Annotated in this window: 10 protein-coding genes; 8 read left to right on the top strand and 2 right to left on the bottom strand. The window is 73.5% G+C overall.

The genetic code is table 11. The annotated features are described in order from the left end of the window. Nucleotides 1–8: 8 nt before the first annotated feature. From N5I75_RS39350 to N5I75_RS39325, 6 genes are all read left to right on the top strand, one after another. Nucleotides 9–6617 carry a type I polyketide synthase gene (locus tag N5I75_RS39350; protein ID WP_476685257.1) on the top strand — a complete coding sequence of 2203 codons (6609 nt, stop codon included), beginning with the start codon at nucleotides 9–11 and terminating at the stop codon, nucleotides 6615–6617. 5 nt (nucleotides 6618–6622) lie between these two features. Further along, nucleotides 6623–9736 (top strand): type I polyketide synthase, encoded by a 3114-nt coding sequence (locus N5I75_RS39345; protein ID WP_476685256.1) that lies wholly within the window; start codon nucleotides 6623–6625, stop codon nucleotides 9734–9736. A 186-nt stretch (nucleotides 9737–9922) separates the two neighbouring features. Beyond that, nucleotides 9923–13402, top strand: coding sequence for a non-ribosomal peptide synthetase (locus N5I75_RS39340; RefSeq protein ID WP_476685255.1), 3480 nt, complete (start codon nucleotides 9923–9925; stop codon nucleotides 13400–13402). 146 nt (nucleotides 13403–13548) lie between these two features. Continuing rightward, nucleotides 13549–14916 (top strand): crotonyl-CoA carboxylase/reductase, encoded by a 1368-nt coding sequence (gene ccrA, locus N5I75_RS39335; RefSeq protein WP_476685254.1) that lies wholly within the window; start codon nucleotides 13549–13551, stop codon nucleotides 14914–14916. Further along, a complete protein-coding gene (locus N5I75_RS39330; RefSeq protein WP_476685253.1) occupies nucleotides 14913–15941 on the top strand; it encodes a 3-oxoacyl-ACP synthase III family protein in 1029 nt (342 codons plus the stop codon). The genes ccrA and N5I75_RS39330 overlap by 4 nt, the downstream gene beginning before the upstream one ends. Beyond that, nucleotides 15938–16819 (top strand): 3-hydroxybutyryl-CoA dehydrogenase, encoded by an 882-nt coding sequence (locus N5I75_RS39325; RefSeq protein ID WP_476685251.1) that lies wholly within the window; start codon nucleotides 15938–15940, stop codon nucleotides 16817–16819. Before N5I75_RS39330 ends, N5I75_RS39325 begins: the two co-directional genes overlap by 4 nt. Before the next feature lie 387 nt (nucleotides 16820–17206). Here the strand turns inward: N5I75_RS39325 and N5I75_RS39320 are convergent, their stop codons facing one another. Together N5I75_RS39320 and N5I75_RS39315 are read right to left on the bottom strand one after the other, a co-directional pair. Beyond that, entirely contained in the window at nucleotides 17207–17875 is a 669-nt protein-coding gene (locus tag N5I75_RS39320; RefSeq protein WP_476685249.1) for a YdcF family protein, read from the bottom strand. Between the two features lie 14 nt (nucleotides 17876–17889). Further along, complete coding sequence (locus N5I75_RS39315; RefSeq protein WP_476685248.1) at nucleotides 17890–18993, bottom strand: hypothetical protein; 1104 nt, start codon at nucleotides 18991–18993, stop codon at nucleotides 17890–17892. 154 nt (nucleotides 18994–19147) lie between these two features. Here N5I75_RS39315 and N5I75_RS39310 point away from each other — a divergent pair, with 154 nt between their 5' ends. Next, nucleotides 19148–19576 carry a hypothetical protein gene (locus N5I75_RS39310; RefSeq protein WP_476685247.1) on the top strand — a complete coding sequence of 143 codons (429 nt, stop codon included), beginning with the start codon at nucleotides 19148–19150 and terminating at the stop codon, nucleotides 19574–19576. Between the two features lie 11 nt (nucleotides 19577–19587). Then, nucleotides 19588–20025, top strand: a complete 438-nt coding sequence (locus tag N5I75_RS39305) for an ATP-binding protein (RefSeq protein WP_476685245.1) — start codon at nucleotides 19588–19590, stop codon at nucleotides 20023–20025. Nucleotides 20026–20032 lie beyond the last annotated feature (7 nt).

Raw genomic sequence — 20032 nt, 5'->3', positions numbered from 1 at the left:
GGAGAGCCATGACAAACGACAACAATGCCGAGGTTCTCGACTACCTCAAGCGGACGTCCATCGAACTCCTGGAGACGCGCAAGCGGCTGCAGGAGCTGACCGACGCCGCCGCCGAGCCGATCGCGATCGTGGGCGTCGCCTGCCGCTACCCGGGCGGGGTCAGCTCCCCCGAAAACCTGTGGGAGCTGGTGCGGGACGGCGCGGACGTCGTCTCGGACTTCCCCGACGACCGGGGCTGGGACCTGGCCGAGCTGCGCGCCGGCTCCGCCACGCAATCGGGCGGATTCCTCTACGACGCGGGCGACTTCGACGCCGAGTTCTTCGGGCTCAGCCCGCGCGAGGCGCTCTCCGCCGACCCGCAGCACCGGCTGCTCCTGGAGACCTCGTGGGAGGCCCTGGAGCGCGCGAAGATCGACCCGCAGTCCTTGCAGGGCAGCGACACCGGCGTCTTCGCGGGCATCGCCTACTTCGGATACGGGAACCACTTCGAAACCCCCGACGCCATCGCGGGCTACGCCCAGACCGGCGCGCTGCTGAGCGTGGCGTCCGGCCGGGTCTCGTACGCGCTGGGCCTGCAGGGCCCGTCCGTGTCGACGGACACCGCGTGCTCCTCCTCGCTGGTGACGGTGCATCAGGCGGTGCGCTCGCTGCGGCAGGGCGAGTGCGGTCTCGCGCTGGCCGGCGGCGTCACCGTCATGGGGACGCCGCAGGTGTTCCGGGAGATGTCGACCCTGCGCGGCCTGTCGGAGGACGGCCGGTGCCGGGCGTTCGCCGACGCGGCGGACGGCACCGGCTTCTCCGAGGGCGTCGGCGTCCTGGTCCTGGAGCGGCTCTCGGACGCGCGCCGCAACGGCCACCAGGTGTGGGCGGTGATCCGGGGCAGCGCCGTCAACCAGGACGGCGCCTCCAACGGTCTGACCGCCCCGAGCGGCCCCGCCCAGCAGCGCGTCATCCGCGCCGCGCTCGCCGACGCCCGGCTCCAGGCGGGCGACGTGGACGCGGTGGAGGCGCACGGCACCGGCACCAAGCTCGGCGACCCCATCGAGGCGGGCGCGCTCCTCGCCACCTATGGCCAGGAGCGCGAGGGCGGCGACCCGCTGTGGCTCGGCTCGCTGAAGTCGAACACCGGGCACACGCAGGCCGCGGCGGGCGTCGGCGGCGTCATCAAGATGGTCATGGCGATGCGCCACGGCGTGCTGCCGAGGACGCTGCACGTGGACCGCCCCTCCTCGCACGTCGACTGGGAGGCGGGCGCGGTCGAGCTGCTGACCGAGGCCCGCGACTGGACCACCCCCGAGGACCGGCCGCGCCGCGCCGCCGTCTCCGCGTTCGGCGTCAGCGGCACCAACGCCCACGTCATCCTCGAGCAGGCCCCCGCGCAGGAGGACGCACAGCCGTCCGGCGCGGAGGCAGCCCCGTACCACGGTGGTGACGCGGTGCCGTGGGTGCTCTCGGCGCGCTCGCGCCGCGCCCTGGAGGCGCAGGCCCGCAAGCTGCGCGACTTCGCCGCCGCCGGCACCGGCCAGGACCTCACCGACCTGGGCTGGTCGCTGGTGTCGAGCCGGACCCCGTTCGAACACCGCGCCGTCGTCGTCGGCCGCGACCGGGACGAGCTGCTGACCGCCCTCACCGCGCTGAGCGAGGGCGAGGAGTCACCTGCCGTGGTCCACGGCACCGTCGGCGAACCCGGCTCCACGGTCTTCCTGTTCCCCGGCCAGGGCACGCAGTGGACGGGCGTGGCCCGGGAGCTGTACGCCAGCTACCCGGTGTTCGCCCGGAGCCTCGACGAGACCTGCGCACGCCTCGACGCCCACCTGCCGTTCCCCCTCAAAGCGCTGCTGCTCGCCGAGGAGGGCGACGCCGACTGGGTCGGAGAGGACGTCCGGCGCGAGCGTACGGACATGGCGCAGGCCGCCCTGTTCGCCCTCCAGGTCGCCCTGTACCGGCTGATCACCGCGTACGGCCCGCGCCCCGACCACCTGATCGGCCACTCCGTCGGCGAGATCGCCGCGGCCCACGTGTCCGGGGTCCTCGACCTCGACACCGCCGCCCGGCTCGTGGCCGCGCGCGGCCGCACGATGCAGACGGTCACCGAGCAGGGCGCCATGCTGGCCGTACGCGCCTCGCGGGAGCGGGTGGAGGCGCTGCTCGACGCGTACGACCGGGTCGGCGTCGCCGCCGTCAACGGCCCCGAGTCCGTGGTGGTGTCGGGCCTGCGCGAGCAGGTCCACGCGCTCCGCGACCTCCTCGTCGCCGACGGCGTCTCGGCGAAGCTCCTCCCGGTCGACCATGCCTTCCACTCGCCGCTCATGGACCCGATCCTGGCCGCGTTCGCCGACGCCCTCGGGGAACTGCCCGCGGACCGCGCGATGACGGTCCCGATCGTCTCGACCCGCCTCGGCCGCGCGGCCACCGCCCAGGAGCTGACCTCCGCCCGGTACTGGGTGGACCACGTGCGCGAGCCCGTGCGCTTCCATGAGGCCGTGGAGGCGGCCCGCGCCGCCGGTGCGGGCGTCTTCTTCGAGGTCGGCCCGGGCGCGACGCTCGCGAGCATCACCAAGGAGACGTTCGCCGCGCAGGGCGCGCACGACACCGTGGTCCTGTCGGCGTCGCGCAAGGGCCGCCCCGGCCCCCAGGCGCTGCTCGCCGCACTCGGCGGCCTGCACGTGCACGGCGTCACCGTCGACTGGGCCGCCCTGTTCGGCACCCGCCGCCTGGTCGACCTGCCGACGTACGCGTTCCAGCACCAGCGCTACTGGCTGGACTTCCTGGCCGCCACGCGGACGGCCGACGTCGCCTCCGCCGGACTGACCGCGCCGGGGCACCCGCTGCTCGGCGCCGTCGTGGACCTCCCCGGCAGCGGCGAGACGGTCCTCACCGCCTCGTGGTCGCTGCGCACCCACGGCTGGCTCGCCGACCACGCCGCCTTCGGCGCCGTCGTCGTCCCCGCCACCGCCCATCTCGACCTCGCGCTGTCGGCCGCCGCCCACGCCGGATGCGGCGCGGTGGAACAGCTCACCCTGGAAGTACCGCTGATCCTGCCGGACTCCGGCGACGTGCGGATCCGCGTCGTCATCGGCGCGGCGGACGACGACGGACGCCGCACCCTGGACATCCACTCGCGCCTCGCCGACGAGGAGCAGCAAAACGGCTGGACCCGGCACGCGATGGGCACGGTGCTGCCCGCCGGAGCACAGGACCCCGGACACACCGACACCGCGCGCGCCTTGGCCTCCTGGCCGCCCGCCGGTGCCCGCCCGGTCGAGATCGGCGCCCTCTACGACACGTTCGCCGACGCGGGCTTCGACTACGGCCCCGGCTTCCGCGGCCTGCGCGAGGTGTGGCGCCGGGGCGACGAGCTGTTCGCCCTGGCCACCCTGCCGGACACCGCCGACGGCGTCGCCGCCGAGAACTTCGCGCTGCACCCCGCCCTCCTCGACACCGTGCTGCACGCGGCGATCGCCGGTGGCCTGGTGGAGGTGAGCGGCGAGCGGAGCGTGATGCCGTTCTCCTGGTCCGGCGTGGAGACGGCCGGACCCGGCGCCGCGACCGTGCGGGTCCGCCTCACGGCGGCGGGCGAGGAGACGGTGGCGCTGACCGTCGCCGACGAGCACGGCCGCCACATCGCCGCGATCGGCGCGCTGGCGTTCCGCCCGGCGAGCGCGCAGCAGGTGCACTCCGCGCGCGGCGCCGGACGGCAGCCGCTGTACGAGGTGCGGTGGCGTCCGCTGACGGAGACCGCGCCGCAGGCTGAACCTGTGCCGTTCGCCGTCCTCGGCACGCCGGGCGGCCAGGCAGACCGGCTGCGCGCGGCGCAAGGCGGCGACCTCACCGCGCACGCCTCCCTCGACGCCCTCCTGGCCGGCGAGGAGCCGCCCGCGCACATCGCCCTGTGCCTGGACGACCTCCTCGCCGGGAGCGCGGCGGCCGACCCGCTCGCCGCCACCCGCGACGCCGACAAGAGCGTCCTCGCACTGCTCCAGCAGTTCCTCGCCGACGAGCGCCTCGCCGGGACCGCCCTTGTGGTCCTCACCCGCCTGGCCGTCGGCGCGGGCGCGGGGGAGCCGGTCGAGTCGCTGCCCGGCGCGTCCGTGTGGGGCCTGGTCCGCTCGGCGCAGAGCGAGCACCCGGGCCGGTTCCGCCTCGTCGACCTCGACGACGCCGACGCCTCCTGGGCGTCGGTCGCGGACGTGCTCACCGTCGACGAGCCTCAACTGGCCGTGCGCGAGGGCAAGTTGGCGGTACCGCGGCTCGCCGCCGCCGCGTCCGACGAGCACCGCGTCCCGGAGCCGCCCGCAGGACCCCACCGCCTCGGCATCCCGACCAAGGGCACCGTCGAGAACCTGACCTGGGTGCCCTGCCCCGAGGTCGACACCCCCCTGGCGAGCGGCGAGGTCCGCATCGCCGTCCAGGCCGCCGGGCTCAACTTCCGCGACGTCACCCTCGCCCTCGGCCTCATCGGCAGGACCGCCATCGACGCCGGGCTCGGCAGCGAGGGCGCGGGGACGGTCCTGGACGTCGCCGACGACGTCACCGACCTCGCCCCCGGCGACCGCGTCACCGGCATCTTCACCGGCGCCTTCGGCCGCACCGCCGTCGCCGACCGGCGCATGCTCGTGCCCGTGCCCGACGGCTGGAGCTTCGCCGAGGCCGCCGCCGTCCCCTGCACGTTCCTCACCGCCTACCACGGGCTGCTCCGCGTGGGCCGCCTGAAGAAGGGGCAGCGCGTCCTCATCCACGCGGCGGCGGGCGGCGTCGGCATGGCCGCCGTCCAACTGGCGAAGCACGTCGGCGCCGAGATCTACGCCACCGCCAGCGAGGCCAAGTGGCCCGCGCTGCGCGCCCTCGGCATCGACGACGAGCACCTGGCGTCCTCCCGCGACCTGGAGTTCGCGGCCAAGTTCCTGCGCGCCACCGACGGCCAGGGCGTGGACGTCGTCCTGAACTCCCTGGCCCACGAGTTCGTCGACGCCTCGCTGACCCTGCTGCCGCGCGGCGGGCACTTCGCCGAGATGGGCAAGACGGACATCCGCGAGCCCGCGACGGTGGCCGCCGCCCACCCGGGCGTCCACTACGAGGCGTTCGACCTCTGGGAGGCCGGTCCCGACGCGCTCCAGGAGATGTTCCGGGCCGTCATGGACCTCTTCACGGCGGGCCGGATCCATCTCGGCCCGATCTCCCTGACCGACGTCCGCGACGCCCGCCGCACGTTCCGTGAGATGAGTCAGGGCCGCCACATCGGCAAGCTCGTCCTTCAGATGGGCGACGCCTTCGGCGGCGGCACCGTGCTCGTCACCGGCGGCACCGGGGGAGTGGGCTCCCTCGTCGCCCGCCACCTCGTCACCGGACACGGCGTACGCAGCCTCGTCCTCGCCAGCCGCAGCGGACCGGCCGCCGAGGGTGTGCCCGAGCTGATCGCCGAGCTGGAGGCCGAAGGCGCGCACGTACAGGCCGTGGCCTGCGACGTCGCAGACCGCGACGCCGTCGCCGCGCTCCTCGCGGACCTGCCGGGCCGCGCCCCGCTGACCGCCGTCGTGCACGCTGCGGGCGCCCTCGCCGACGGCACCGTGGAGTCGCTGACCGCCAAGAGCGTCGACCACGTCCTCGACGCCAAGGCGGGCGGCGCCCACCACCTGCACGAACTGACCCGCGAGCGGCCCCTGTCGGCGTTCGTCGAGTTCTCCGCCTTCGCCGGCCAGACCGGCAACGCGGGACAGGCCAACTACGCCGCCGCCAACACCTTCCTCGACGGCCTCGCCACCCGGCGCAGGGCCGAGGGCCTGCCCGCCACCTCCCTGTGCTGGGGCTGGTGGGAGGAGAGCAGCGGCATGACCGGCGAACTGCACCGCGCCGACCTGTCCCGGCTGCGCCGCGCGGGCATCGCCGCGATGCCGACCGCCGAGGCCCTCGCCCTGTTCGACGCGGCGGTCGCCGAGAACAAGGCCGTCCTCGTGCCCGCCCGCATCGACCTCGCCGCGCTGCGCGGCAGGCCCGCCGACGAGGTGCCGCCGCTCCTGCGCGACCTCGTCGAACAGGCCCGCCCCCGCCGCGCCACGACCGCCGCCGCCCCCTCCGGCTCCCCGGCGGGGCTCGTCGACCGGCTGGCCGCCCTGCCCGCGCCGCAGGCGCGCGAGGCCGTCCTCGACCGCATCCGCGAACAGGCCGCCGTCGTCCTCGGGCACAGCTCGGGCGCGGGCGTCGACGCCGACCAGGCCTTCACCCAGCTCGGCTTCGACTCGCTGACCGCCGTCGAGCTCTGCAACCTGCTGGCGGCCGAGACCGGCCTGCGCCTGCCGTCCACCCTCGTCTTCAGCTACCCGACCCCGCGCGAACTGGGCGAGCACCTCTACGGCCTGCTGCGCCCCGGGGGCGAGGAGGAGAGCGCCGCCCCTCAGGCGGACGAGGCCGAGGAGGCGCGCGTCCGCGAGGCCCTGCGCACCGTACCGATCGAGCGGCTGCGCGCCGCGGGCCTGCTCGAACCGGTCCTCGCCCTGGCCGGAGCGGTCGAGGGCTCCGAGGGCCCCGACGCCGGCGAGCCCGCCGACGCCGACGCCGACGCGCTGTCCGGCCTCGACCTGGACTCCCTGATCGACCTGGCCCTGGACGAGAAAAGGTGAACGGCATGACCGACTCGACCGATCGCACGGCGGACGGCGCGGACCGGGTCCAGCGCGCGCTGCGCACGCTCCTTGAGGAGCGCGACCGGCTCCGCCGCGAGAACGACGACCTCAAGGCAGGCCGCGGCGAACCGATCGCGATCGTCTCCATGGCCTGCCGCTACCCGGGCGGCGTGGCCTCGCCCGAGGAGCTGTGGGAGGCGGTCCGCGAGGGCCGCGACCTCGTCGGCGACTTCCCCGACGACCGCGGCTGGCGCGACGTGTACGACGCGGACCCCGACGCCACCGGCAAGGCCTACACCCGCCAGGGCGGCTTCCTCACCGACGTCGCCGGGTTCGACGCCGAGTTCTTCAACATCAGCCCGCGCGAGGCGCTCGCCGTCGACCCCCACCACCGGCTGCTCCTGGAGACGTCCTGGGAGGCGTTCGAGCGGGCGGGCATCGTCCCCGCCGACGTACGGGGAAGCGACGTCGGCGTCTTCACCGGCGTCAGCTCCTCCGAGTACGGGTGGCGCTTCCTGGAGGGCGGCCAGAAGGACCTGGAGGGCTACCTGCTCTACGGCTCCGCCCTGAGCGTGGCCTCCGGCCGGGTCTCGTACGAACTGGGCCTCACCGGGCCCTCGGTCTCCCTGGACACGGCGTGCTCGTCGTCCCTTGTGTCGCTGCACATGGCGGTGCAGTCGCTGCGCTCCGGCGAGTGCTCGCTCGCCCTCGCGGGCGGTGCGCTGGTGATGGCGACGCCCGCGATGTTCGTCGAGTTCTCCCGCCAGCGCGCCCTGTCCGCCGACGGCCGCTGCAAGGCGTTCGCCGACGGCGCCGACGGCACCGGCTGGGCGGAGGGCGCCGGCGTCCTCCTCCTCGAACGGCTCTCCGACGCCCGCCGCAACGGCCACCCCGTCCTCGCCGTAGTCCGCGGCAGCGCCGTCAACCAGGACGGCGCCAGCAACGGCCTGACCGCCCCCAACGGCCGCGCCCAGGAGAAGGTCATCCGCACGGCCCTGGCCAACGCGGGCGTCGACCCCGCCGACGTGGACCTCGTCGAGGCGCACGGCACCGGCACCCGGCTCGGCGACCCCATCGAGGCGGGCGCCCTGCTCGCCACCTACGGGCAGGGGCGCGCCGAGGGCAGGCCGCTGTGGCTCGGCTCCCTGAAGTCGAACATGGGGCACGCGCAGGCCGCGGCCGGGGTCGGCGGCGTCATCAAGGCCGTGATGGCGCTGCGCGACGGCCACCTGCCCAAGACCCTGCACGTGTCGGCGCCGACGTCGGAGGTCGACTGGGGATCGGGCGCCGTCGAGGTGCTCACCGAGGGCCGCGAGTGGGCCCGCGCCGACGGGCCGCGCCGGGCGGGCGTGTCCTCGTTCGGCGTCAGCGGCACCAACGCGCACGTCGTCCTGGAGGAGGCGGAGCCCTCGGAGGAGCCCGCCGCCACCCCCGGCCCCGCCCTGCCGGGCGGCCTCGTGCCCTGGACGCTGTCCGCCAAGAGCGCGGCGGCCCTGCGCCAACAGGCGGCGCGGCTGCGGGAGTTCGCCGCCGCCGATCCGTCCCTGGACCTCGCCGAAGCGGGCTGGTCGCTGGTGTCGAGCCGGTCCCAATTCCCCCACCGGGCCGTGGTCCTCGGCCGCGACCGCGACGAATTCCTCGCCGGGCTCGGCGCGTTGAGCGAGGGCGCCGAGTTCCCCGCGCTCGTCCAGTCCACCGCGGGCAAGCTCGGCGTTGTCGCCTTCGTCTTCCCCGGCCAGGGCTCCCAGTGGGTCGGCATGGGGCGCGAGCTGTACGAGGCGTTCCCGGTCTTCGCGGAGAGCGTCGACGCCTGCGCCGAGGCCCTGTCCGAGTGGGTCGACTGGTCGCTGCTCGACGTCATCCGCGGCGTCGAGGGCGCCCCGGGCCACGACCGCGTCGACGTGGTGCAGCCCGCGCTGTTCGCGGTGATGGTCTCCACGGCGGCCCTGTGGCGGTCCTGGGGCGTGGAACCGTCCGCGGTGATCGGCCACAGCCAGGGCGAGATCGCGGCGGCGTACGTGAGCGGCGCGCTCTCCCTGCGCGACGCCACCCGGGTCGTGGCGCTGCGCAGCAAGGCCCTGGTGGACCTCAACGGGCACGGCGGGATGGCGTCGGTCGCCGCGTCCGCGGACGAGGTGGAGCGGCACGTGGCGCCCTGGGGCGACCAGGTGAGCGTCGCCGTCGTCAACGGCCCCTCCTCGGTCGTCGTCTCCGGAGAGCCCGGGGCGCTCGACGAGTTCGTGGAGAAGATGAACGCCGAGGGCGTCCAGGCCCGCCGCATCAAGGTCGACTACGCCTCGCACTCCCCCTACGTGACCCGCGTCCGCGACCAGGTCCTCGACGCCCTGTCCGGCGTACGTCCCACGTCGTCGTCGGTGCCGTTCTACTCGACGCTGTACGGCGAGGTCATCGACACCGCGCGCCTCGACGCCGGCTACTGGTACGAGAACCTGCGCGAGAAGGTCCTCTTCGAGCCGTCCGCGCGGCAGCTGGCCGAGGCCGGGTTCCGGGTCTTCGTCGAGGTGAGCCCGCACCCGGTGCTGACCGTGCCGGTGCAGGAGATCCTCGACGGCGTCGACGACGCGGCCGACGCGCTGGTCCTGTCCTCGTCGAGGCGCGGCAGAGGCGAGGTGGAGTCCGTGCTCACCTCACTGGCCACGCTCCACGCGCGCGGCGGCACCGTCGACTGGGCCGCCCTGTTCGGCCCCCGCCGCCGGGTGGACCTGCCGACCTACGCGTTCCAGCGGCGCCGCTACTGGCTCAGCTCCGCGCACACGGCGGCCGTCGCGCAGGTGCCGGACGCCGAGCCGGCCGCGCCCGACGACGCCGAACTCCCCCTCGCGGAACGGGTCGCCGCGCTCGGCGGCGACGAGGCGGAGGAGCTCGTGCTCGACCACGTCCTCACGAAGGTCGCCGTCGTGCTCGGGCACGCCTCCAGCGCCTCGGTGGAGGCCGACCGCGAGTTCAAGGAGCTGGGCTTCGACTCGCTGCTCTCGGTGGAGCTCAGCAAGCGGCTGAGCGCCTCCACCGGGCAGAAACTGCGGCCCAACCTGGTCCTGCGGCACCCCTCGCCGCGCCGCATCGCCGGATACCTCACGACCCTGCTGGCCGCGTAGGGCGCGCACCCCGCGCCCCGTCCGCCTGTCCCGCCGGCGGGACACCGCAAGCCGTCACGGCCCGGTGTCCCGCCCGCTTCCGAACTGTCTTGTCCGCCCGGGCCGCCCTCCCGACCATGGGGGTGATCTGCGAATTCATCCGGTTTCCGGGCCGATTTTCCGAGGCTTGTCTAGGGGTTGATCTGTGTGCGTTCATTCGGTGCGTCCTCTGCGCACAAGGGCATGTGGCGAGCGCAGGAAATGGCTCCCGACACGCCGAACCACGCGCTGACCATGTGGGACGTGGACGGTGGCCTGGACGAGGCAGCCATGGAGTCCGCGTTCCTGCACGTCATGAGCGAGGCCGAGATCCTGCGCGTCACCTTCCGCGACGACGGCGAGGGGCTGCGCCTCGTCCCCCGTGAACTGGGCGACTGGCGCCCCTTCACCCTGGACCTCAGTGCCGAGGCCGACCCCGAGCAGGCCGCCCGCGACGCCCTCGCCGAACTGGTCCGCAAGCCCTTCGACCTCGGCCAGGACCTGCTGTTCCGGCTCGGCGTCGTCACCCTGTCGGCCACCCGCCACCTCCTTGTCATCGCCTACCACCACCTCATCTCCGACGGTTTCGGGGCGGGCGGCCTGCTGTCCCGCCGCCTCGCCGAGGTCTACACGGCCCTCGTGCGCGGCGAGGCGGTGCCCGCGCTCGAACACCCGTGGGACACCGCGTCGTTCGCGGCCGAGGCCACCGACTACCTCGCCTCCGAGAAGTTCACCGAGGACTCCGCCTTCTGGCGCGACTACCTCGCGGACGCGCCCGCCCCCGCGCGGATCCCGCGCGCCATCCTTTCCGACGAGCGGCGCGCCGCCCTGTCCGAGCCGCTCAGCAGCGCCGACCGGTGGTCCGAGGTGGCCGGCACGATCGGCATGGTCTCCCGCACGCTGACCGTGCCCCGCGCCGAGGCGGACACCTGGACCGAGACCGCGCAGGAACTCGGCCTGTGGATGTCGCAGCTGGTCACCGCCGCCACGGCCGTGTACCTGCGGCATCGCTGCGAGCGCCCCGAGTTCCTGCTCTCGCTGGCGGTCGGCAACCGGATCGGCGTCGCCAGCCGCACCCCCGGCCTCGCCGTCAACGTCGTCCCCGTGCACGCCAAGGTCGGCCTGGGGACGTCCTTCGCGGACATCGCCGACGCGCTCGTCGACGACACGTACGAGATCTTCGACCACACCGCCTGCCACTACTCCGACATCCAGCGCGCCGCCGGGACGACCCTGAGCGACCGGGGCAGTTACGGCGCCGTCGTCAACGTCGTCGAGTTCGTCGAGCGGCTCTCCTTCGGCGACAGCCCCGCCCGCTACTGCGGCGCGACCACCGGCACCTTCGAGGAGCTGTCCATCGGCGTCTACACCGACGGCAGCCCCGACAGCGACCTGTACCTCCGGCTCGACGCCCCCGCCCGCCTCTACGACCGCGCCGAACTCCGCTTCATCGGCGAGGACCTGATCGCCCACATCCGGGCCGTCCTCGCCGCGGGCGACAAGCCGGTCGGCACCCTGGACGTACTCGGCGGCGAGGACCGCGACGGCCTGCGGGTGGCGGCGCAGGGCATGCAGGCGCCGCTGTCCGACCTGACGGTCCCCGACCTCTTCACCCGCCGGGCCGAGCGCACCCCCGACGCGGTCGCGCTGGCCGACGCGGCGGGCGAGGTCACCTACGCCGAACTCGCGGCGCGCTCCGACCAGTTGGCCCGCGCCCTGCGCGGCCGGGGCGTGGCACCGGAGACGGTCGTCGCGCTGGCGCTGCCGCGCTCGGCGGACCTGGCGGCGGCCCTCCTGGGCGTGGCGAAGGCGGGCGGCGCGTACCTGCCCCTCGACCCGGCGACCCCGGCCGACGACATCCCCGCACAGCTCACCGCCGCGCCGGCCCGCCTCCTGCTGACCGACACGGCGACGGCCGACCGCCTGGGCGCGAGTGCGGGCGCCCCGGTCATCACCGTCGAAGCGCTCCTGGCCGAAGACCACGGGGGCACGGCGCTCGCCGCCGCCGACGCACGCTTGTCCGAGACCGGTGGCGACGACGCCCCGGCCGCCGGGAGGGCGGGTGCCTCCGCCACGAGCGGTGAGGCGTTCTCGTCCGAGACTGATGGTGACTCCCCGGCCGCCGGGAGGGCGGGCGCCTCCGCCACGAGCGGTGAGGCGTTCCCGTCCGAGACTGATGGTGACTCCCCGGCCGCCGGGAGGGCGGCTGCCTCCGCCACGAGCGGTGAGGCGTTCTCGTCCGAGGCCGACGCCGAAACCCCGGCCGCCTGGGCCGCCCCGCACCCGGACCACCTGCTGGCGCTCCTCCCCGACTCCCCGGCCCCCGGCCCGGACAGGGCGGTCGCCCTCACCCACCGGGGCCTCGCGCACTTCGTGCAGGACCAGCAGTGGCGCGGCGCCGAGGACAGCGCGGTGCTCTGGCACACCTCGCCCGCCTCCGACGCGCTCGCCGTCGAACTGTGGGTGCCGCTGCTGAACGGCGGACGCGTGGTCGTGGCCGACGGCGCGCACCTCGACGCCGACGCACTCACCGCCGCCCGCGCCACCCACGGCATCACCACGCTGTGGCTGCCCGCGGGCCGGTTCTCCGCGCTCGCCGCCGACCGCCCCGAGGCGCTGGCCGGGCTGCGTGAGGTCGTCACCGGCGGCGACCGGGTGTCCGCCGCCGCGCTGCGCCGGGTCCGCGCGGCCTGCCCGGACCTGAGCGTCGTCGTCGGCCACGGCCCGACCGCGTCGACCCTGTTCGCCGCGTCCGACCGCCCGGCCGCCGGGGAGGAGGCGCGCCGCGCCGGCACCATCGGCCGCCCCCTGGACAACACCTCCCTCCTCGTCCTCGGCCCCGGCCTCGCCCCGGTGCCCGACGGCGTGACCGGCGACCTGTACGTGGCCGGGCCCGGCCTCGCGCGCGGCGTCGCCGGGCAGCCCGCGGCGACCGCGGAGCGCTTCGTGGCCAACCCGTTCGGACCGGCGGGCACCGTCATGTACCGCACCGGCGACCGTGCCCGCTGGGGCGCCGACGACCGCCTGGAGCACGTGGGCCGGGCGGGCGCCCGGACCGACGTGCGCGGCACCCGCGTCGAGCCCGCCGAGATCGAGGAGGTCCTGTCCGGCCACGACGACCTCGCCCACTCAGTCGTCCTCGGCGCGCCCGACGAGTCGGGGAGGCAGCGCCTGGTCGCGTACGTCGTTCCGGCCGCGGGCCGGACCGTCTCCGCCGACGACCTGCGCCGGTTCGCCGCCGCCCGGCTGCCCGAGGCCCTGGTGCCGTCCGTCTTCACCGTCCTCGACACGCTGCCGGTGACAGCGGCAGGGCGGACGGACCTCGCGGCGCTGCCCGAGCCGGTCGCCGCCGAGGACACCTACCGTGCCCCGCGCACCGACACCGAGCGCATCCTGGCCAAGGCCTTCGCCGAGGTCCTCGAACTCGACCGGGTCGGCATCGACGACGACTTCTTCGACCTGGGCGGCAACTCGCTCCGGGCGATCCGCCTCGTCGGCCTGATCCGCTCCGAACTCAAGCAGGAAGTCTCCATCCGCCGCCTGTTCGCGGCCCGCACCGTCACCGGCCTCTCGGACATGTGGAAGGACCTGGGACAGGCCCGCAGGCCCAGCCTGCGCCGCCGCACCAGGGACGGCGCGGTCCTCTGACGCCAAGTACAGCCGGCTGACACCCCTGTTCGGCCGGCTGACATTCCCGTACAGCCGGCTGACACCCCCGTTCGGCCAGCACGCCCGATCAGCCACCCCCCACCACAGCCAACGCCCCCGATCAGCGGGTGAGGAGAAAGGGAATCATGGATTCTTTGACAGAAGCCCTGCTGTCCGGGGCAGGCCCCGACGACATCGGGCGACACGATCTGCCCACGGAGTACCGGGCCGCGCATCTGCTGGCCGCCGACATCGGCATGTTCGACGGGGTCGCCGACCCCGACGTGCGCAAGTCGCTGCACGTCGGACCGGTCCCGATGCCGGAGTTGGCCCCGGACGAGGTGGTCGTCGCCGTCATGGCGAGCTCCATCAACTACAACACCGTATGGTCGGCGACGTTCGAACCGGTGCCGACCTTCGAGTTCCTCAAGCGCCAGGCCCGCAGGGGCGGCTGGGACACCCGGCACGACCTGCCGTACCAGGTGGTCGGCTCGGACGCCGCCGGTGTCGTCGTGCGCGCCGGTTCCGGCGTGCGCCACTGGAAGCCCGGGGACCACGTGGTGGCGAGCTGCGTCCAGGTCGACGACCAGGAACCGGCCACCCACGACGACGCCATGCTCTCCACAGGCCAGCGCATCTGGGGCTACGAGACGAACTTCGGCGGCCTCGCCCACTACGCGATCGTCCGCGCCAGCCAGCTGCTGCCCAAGCCGCCGCACCTGACCTGGGAGGAGTCCGCGAGCGTCCTGCTGACCGCGGCCACCTCCTACCGGATGCTCGTCAGCGACAACGGCGCCCGCATCAAGCAGGGCGACATCGTCCTCGTCTGGGGCGCCACCGGCGGACTCGGCGCCTACGCCGTGCAGATGGTCAAGAACGCGGGCGGCATCCCCATCGGTGTCGTCGGCTCCGAGCACAAGGCCGCGGCGCTGCGCCGGCTCGGCTGCGACATCGTCATCGACCGCAGCGAGATCGGCCTCGGCGACGACCAGGCACCGTCCCCGGAACGCACCATCGAGCTGGGCAAGCGGCTCGGCCGGGAGATCCGCCGCCAGGTCGGCGAGGACCCGCACGTCGTCTTCGACTACGTCGGACGCGCCACGTTCGGGATCTCCGTGTTCGTCGTCCGCAAGGGCGGCACGGTCGTCACCTGCGGTTCCAGCACCGGCTACGACCACCACTTCGACAACCGCTACCTGTGGATGAACCTCAAGAAGGTCGTCGGCAGCCACGCCGCGAACCTCCAGGAACAGGCCGAGTGCAACCGCCTGTTCCGCCTCGGCCACCTCGCCCCCGTCCTCTCCGAGGTCTTCCCGCTCGACGAGATCGGGGAGGCGGCCCGCCTCGTCCAGCGCAACCGGCACATCGGCAAGGTCGGCGTGCTGTGCCTCGCCCCCGAGGAGGGCCTCGGCGTCACCGACCCCGCGCTGCGGGAGAGGATCGGCGCCGAGCGGCTCAACCCGCTGCGCGGCCTGGGCGCGACACCCCGCACCGCACAAGGCGCCCTGTCATGACGGGGGCCACGACCACCGGCACCGGCATCGGCACCGGCATCGGCATCGGCATCCTCTCCACCGGCTCCTACGTGCCCAAGCACGAGGTGAGCAACGAGGAGGTCGCGGAGCGCGTCGGCGTCACCGCGGAGTGGATCGAGCGCAAGACCCAGATACGGTCGCGGCGCTACGCCGCGGACCACGAGGCGACGTCGGACCTGGCGATCCGAGCGGCCGAACGAGCCCTGGAACAGGCGCGACTGTCCGCCGGGGAGATCGACTACATCATCCTCTCCACCTCCACCGGCGACTTCCCGCAACCACCGACCTCCCACCTCGTCCAGCACGGCCTGGGCGCCTACGGCGCCGCCTGCTTCGACATCAACGTCGTCTGCAGCGGCTTCGTCTACGCCCTCTCCCTGGCCCACGCGCTGGTGAACGTCCGCCCCGGCGCCCGCGCCCTGGTGATCGGCGCGGACGTGTACTCACGCATCCTCGACTTCACCGACCACAGGACCGCGATCCTCTTCGCCGACGGCGCCGGGGCCGCGGTCGTCGGAGCGGTCCCCGCGCCGTACGGCATCATCGCCACCGACCTCGCCGCCCGGGGCGACGCGCACCACCTGATCCGCGTCGAGGCGGGCGGCAGCCGCAACCCGGCGTCGGCCGAGACCGTCGCCGAGGGCGGCCACTACTTCAAGATGGACGGCCGCGGCGTACGGGACTTCGTCGCCGAACACGTACCGCCCGCACTGCGCGCCCTGACAGACCGGGCCGGTGTCGACATCGCCACCGTCGACCACTTCGTACCGCACCAGGCCAACGGCGTCATGCTGACGGACGTCGTCGAGCGCGCGGGCCTCACCGCCGCGCAGACCCACCGCACCCTGATCCGGTACGGGAACGTCGGCAGCGCCTCGGTGCCCCTCGCACTCGACGAGGCCCACCGCACCGGCGCCCTCGCACCTGGCGACCTCGTGCTGCTCGCCGGGTTCGGCGGCGGCATGTCGATCGGAGCATCACTACTGACCTGGGGGACCCCATGACCACGACGACGACCGGCAGCGACACGATCGAGAGGGTGGGTGTCGCGGGCAGCGGCATCATGGGCACCGGCATCGCCGAACTCTGCGCCAAGTCCGGCCTCGACGTCATCGTCGCGGTGTTCTCCGACGCCTCCCTGGACAACGGCCCGCGCCGCCTGGCCGCCTCCCTCGACCGGGGCGTCGCCCGGGGCAAGCTAACGGCCGACGAGCGCGACGCCGCACTGGCCCGGGTCACCTACACCCGCGACCTCGCCGACCTGGCCGACCGCCAGCTGGTCGTCGAGGCGATCAAGGAGGACGAGCCCCTCAAACTCGACCTGTTCGCCACCCTCGACAAGATCGTGGAGGACCCGCACGCCATCCTCGCGACCAACACCTCCTCGATCCCCGTCGCCCGCCTCTCCGTCGCGACCCGCCGCCCGGAGCACGTCCTCGGCCTGCACTTCTTCAACCCGGTCCCGGCACTGCCGCTCGTCGAGGTGATCCCCTCGGTCCTCACGGACAAGACGGTCCGCGACCGGGCCCTGACCTTCGTCCGCGACGTCCTCGGCAAGCACCCGATCACCTCACCGGACCGCGCCGGCTTCCTCGTCAACGCGCTGCTCTTCCCCTACCTCCTCTCCGCCGTCCGCATGGTCGAGTCGGGCCTCGCCACGGCCGAGACCATCGACCAGGGCATGACCCAGGGCTGCTCCCACCCGATGGGCCCCCTGCGCCTGGCCGACCTCATCGGCCTCGACACGACGGTCTCCATCGCCCAAGCCATGTACGAGGAGTTCAAGGAGCCCCTCTACGCCCCGCCCCCCCTCCTGCTCCGCATGGTCGAGAGCGGCCTCCTGGGCAAGAAGTCGGGCCGGGGCTTCTACCCGTACCCGTGACGAACGTGCGAAAGGGCCCGGGCGGCGCACTCCGCCCGGGCCCTTCGCTGTTGCCCCGGAACATCGATGACACGGCCGCGACCTGCCGCTGGCGGGCTGCCACGGCGTCCGGGCCCAGGGTGGCCAAGGCCCACAGGGCACTGAGGCGGCGGCCGGACGACCAGATGCCGGTGGCGGGCGGCCGGAACGAGGCCACGGCGATGTTCTGAACCATGAACGGGGCGGGGTCGAGATACGTCATGCCAGGCCCTCCCAGCCCAGCAGGCCAGCAGGACGCGGCTGGAGGTATCGGCAACCGGATCCGCCGCGAACAACTTGGCCGGCGTGGTCGGCCGGGGCAGGAGATTCGGTTGGTAGATGGCACACAACCCGCCCGGCTCGGGCAGGTCAGGGGTTGATGAGGCGGCTGGTGAAGCCGTCGCGGACGAGGGACTCGTACGCTGCATGCACGTCCTCCCGGACCTCCTGCTCGATGGCGAATCCGAGCTTTGGATACTCGATGACCCGCTGGAGGTCGCCGACGAGCATGTCCAGGACGAGTTTCTCGTCGCCGATGGACTTCAGGTAGTCGTCGAACTCCAGCGGCTCCGACGCGCAAAGGATCTCGACGTCGGGCCACTGCTTGCGGGTGGTCGCGAACGACCGCCTTTCCATATAGGGCTTGGAGACCAGCAGCACCGACGTCGGCCTGATGCCTGCGGCGACGAGGACCTCACGCGAGAAGGTGATGTTCTGTCCGGTGTTGCCCGCGTTCGGTTCCAGCAGGATCGCTTCGGCGGGGACGCCGAGGCCGATGGCGTACTCGCGGAAGTGGACGGCCTCCCCGCGCGGGAAGACCTTGGCGGTGGTGGGACTGTTGCCGCCGGTGAACACCAGGGTCGGGAAGAGCCCGGAGCGGTACAGCTCGGCGGAGTGGGCCGCGACGCCGAGGTCGTGGCTGCCCAGACCGATCGCCACGTCGACGGGCCGCAGCTCGTGCTGCATCTGGTGGTAGTTCCAGATCAGCTCGGCCTGGCGCCACTGGTCCTCGGTGATGCCCCGCTGGTCATTGCTCACGCGTTTCTCCCTGGTCACCGTTGCCGGGGGCCGACCGGCCCCTCGCTCGTAGCCCTGATGCCCTCGATACTGCGCAGTTGGTGCGCAAGTCCGTACTGCGCGGCCACCTTGGCGGCCTGGTCGAGGACGAGGAGTCCATCATCCCGGGTCGCCGCATCGGAGAGCAGGATGTGGCCATGAGCGGTGTCCAGCCGCACACGTTGCATCGGTGAGTCCGTCGCCCCGCTGCTGCGGGCGATGTCGATGAAGCGCAGGGCCTGGGTGAGATCGCCGACGCCGCGGCGGGCGAGGGCGAGTTTCTGGTGGGCCACCGACCAGTCATCGGGTTCGGTGAGGTCTTCGAAGTCGCGGGCCGCCACCTGCATGACGCGGGTCGCATAGTCGTGTTGGCCGTCCTTGCTCAGCGCGGTCCCCACCCACAGCCTCGCGCGGGCCCGGTCGCGGCGGGAGAGCCGGTCATCCACGGTGAGGGTCTCGTAGTTGCGGGCAGCGATCTCCAGCTTCCCGGACATCTCGGTGACGACCGCGAGAGACAGGTCGAGCTGCGCGACGCGGCGGGGGATGTCGAGCTGGATGAAGACCGCGCGGGCGCCGGCATAGGAGTGCTGGGCGGACAGCGGGCCCAGGACAACGCCCTGGTCGCGCTTGAGGTCGCCGAGCAGGGCGGTGGAGCGGGCGAGGAGATACAGGCCCTTCTCGTCCAGCTCGGGGGCCTTGAATCGGCTCAGCCACCGGGTCAGGAGGCTGTCGGCGAAGACAAAGTCCTGCCGGGACAACGCGACCACGACGCGATCGAGATCATCGGCCCAGGACTCGTACTCCCAGACCCGGGGACCGGAGACGGTGACGCGGCGTCGGCCGGCGTTCCGCACCGGGCTGGTCATCTCGGACAGGAGCGTTTCGAACCGCAGGTGGACAGCGGCGTCCGCGCGGCCGAGGGCGGTGTCGAGGATGGCCTGGGTGTCGGGTCTGGGCTCGGTGTCGGCGAGCTTGCTCTCCCACTTGGACACGGTCGCGACTGCCAGACCGAGCTGCTGGGCGAAGGCCCGCACGCTCAGTCGCAGGGCGAGCCGCAGGGCCCTGGCCTCCAGGCCGGTCCAGTGGTGCACGGTCGCCACGCGTCACTCCCTTCCATCGGTCATCGAAGCAGATCCGTGCAGTCGGCGGGACGGAAGTGGAACGGAAGTGGAACGGCTGGTCATTGGCCGCGAGCTGGCCGGACGCCACGATCGGAGCGTCACCACTTGTCGAGTCTTTTGGACGGTCCTGAGCATGGAACCCCTCACGGAGCATCGCCCGGTCAACGGCCCGGTCGTTTACGGCTTCCTGCGGCTGGTGCGGGTCTCCCAAGCGCGGCAGGACGCGTTGATTGCCTCGCTCGCCGAGTACTGCCGCAGCCACGAACTGCAGTTGTCCAGTGTTTTTACCGACCGCGACGCGTCCGCCGGGCCCGCCTCAGCGGCGTTCACCGGGCTACTGGACGTGCTCGCGCTGCCGGACCTCTACGGCGTCATCGCCCCGGCCACGTCGCACCTGGGGCCAAAGGCCATAGCCGCTGAACGCGGGCGGCGGATCGAGGCGGTCGGCTCGCGGCTGCTGCTGGTCCGCAAGCCCTGCACGGCCCACCACTCCATCTCCCGCAGCGGCCCCGTCCGCCGCCGTCACCTCGGCAGCACCCGCGTCCTGCACGCCGAGTCATGAGGACCATTGTGATGACCAAAACGACCCAGCGGTTCTTCGACTCGCGGCCCGAGTCGGTCGGCCAGGCACGGTCCTTCGCCTCTGAGGCCCTGGCCGACTGGGGCCTGTTGGACCGTGCCGAGGACATCCGGCTCTGCGTCTCCGAGCTCGCCACCAACGCCCTGGTCCACGGCACCGCCCCCGGACACGGCTTCCTGGTCAAGCTCGACGCCGACGAGGAAGTCGTACGCCTGGAAGTGCACGACAGCCGCCGCCCGCACCCGGAGACCCGGCAGGCCGCCGGCACCGACACCTCCGGACGCGGGCTGATCCTGGTGAACGCGCTCGCCGACGGCTGGGGAGCTGAGGACCGCACTCCGCCAGGGAAGATCGTCTGGTGCTGTTTCGCCTACCTGGATGCAGCGCCAGCAGCCGACCGGCTGCTGTTTGGACGCGCCCGCACCCACTGAATCCGCA

This window comes from Streptomyces sp. R818, from assembly GCF_056172735.1.
This window is presented reverse-complemented; position numbering and strand designations above follow the sequence as displayed.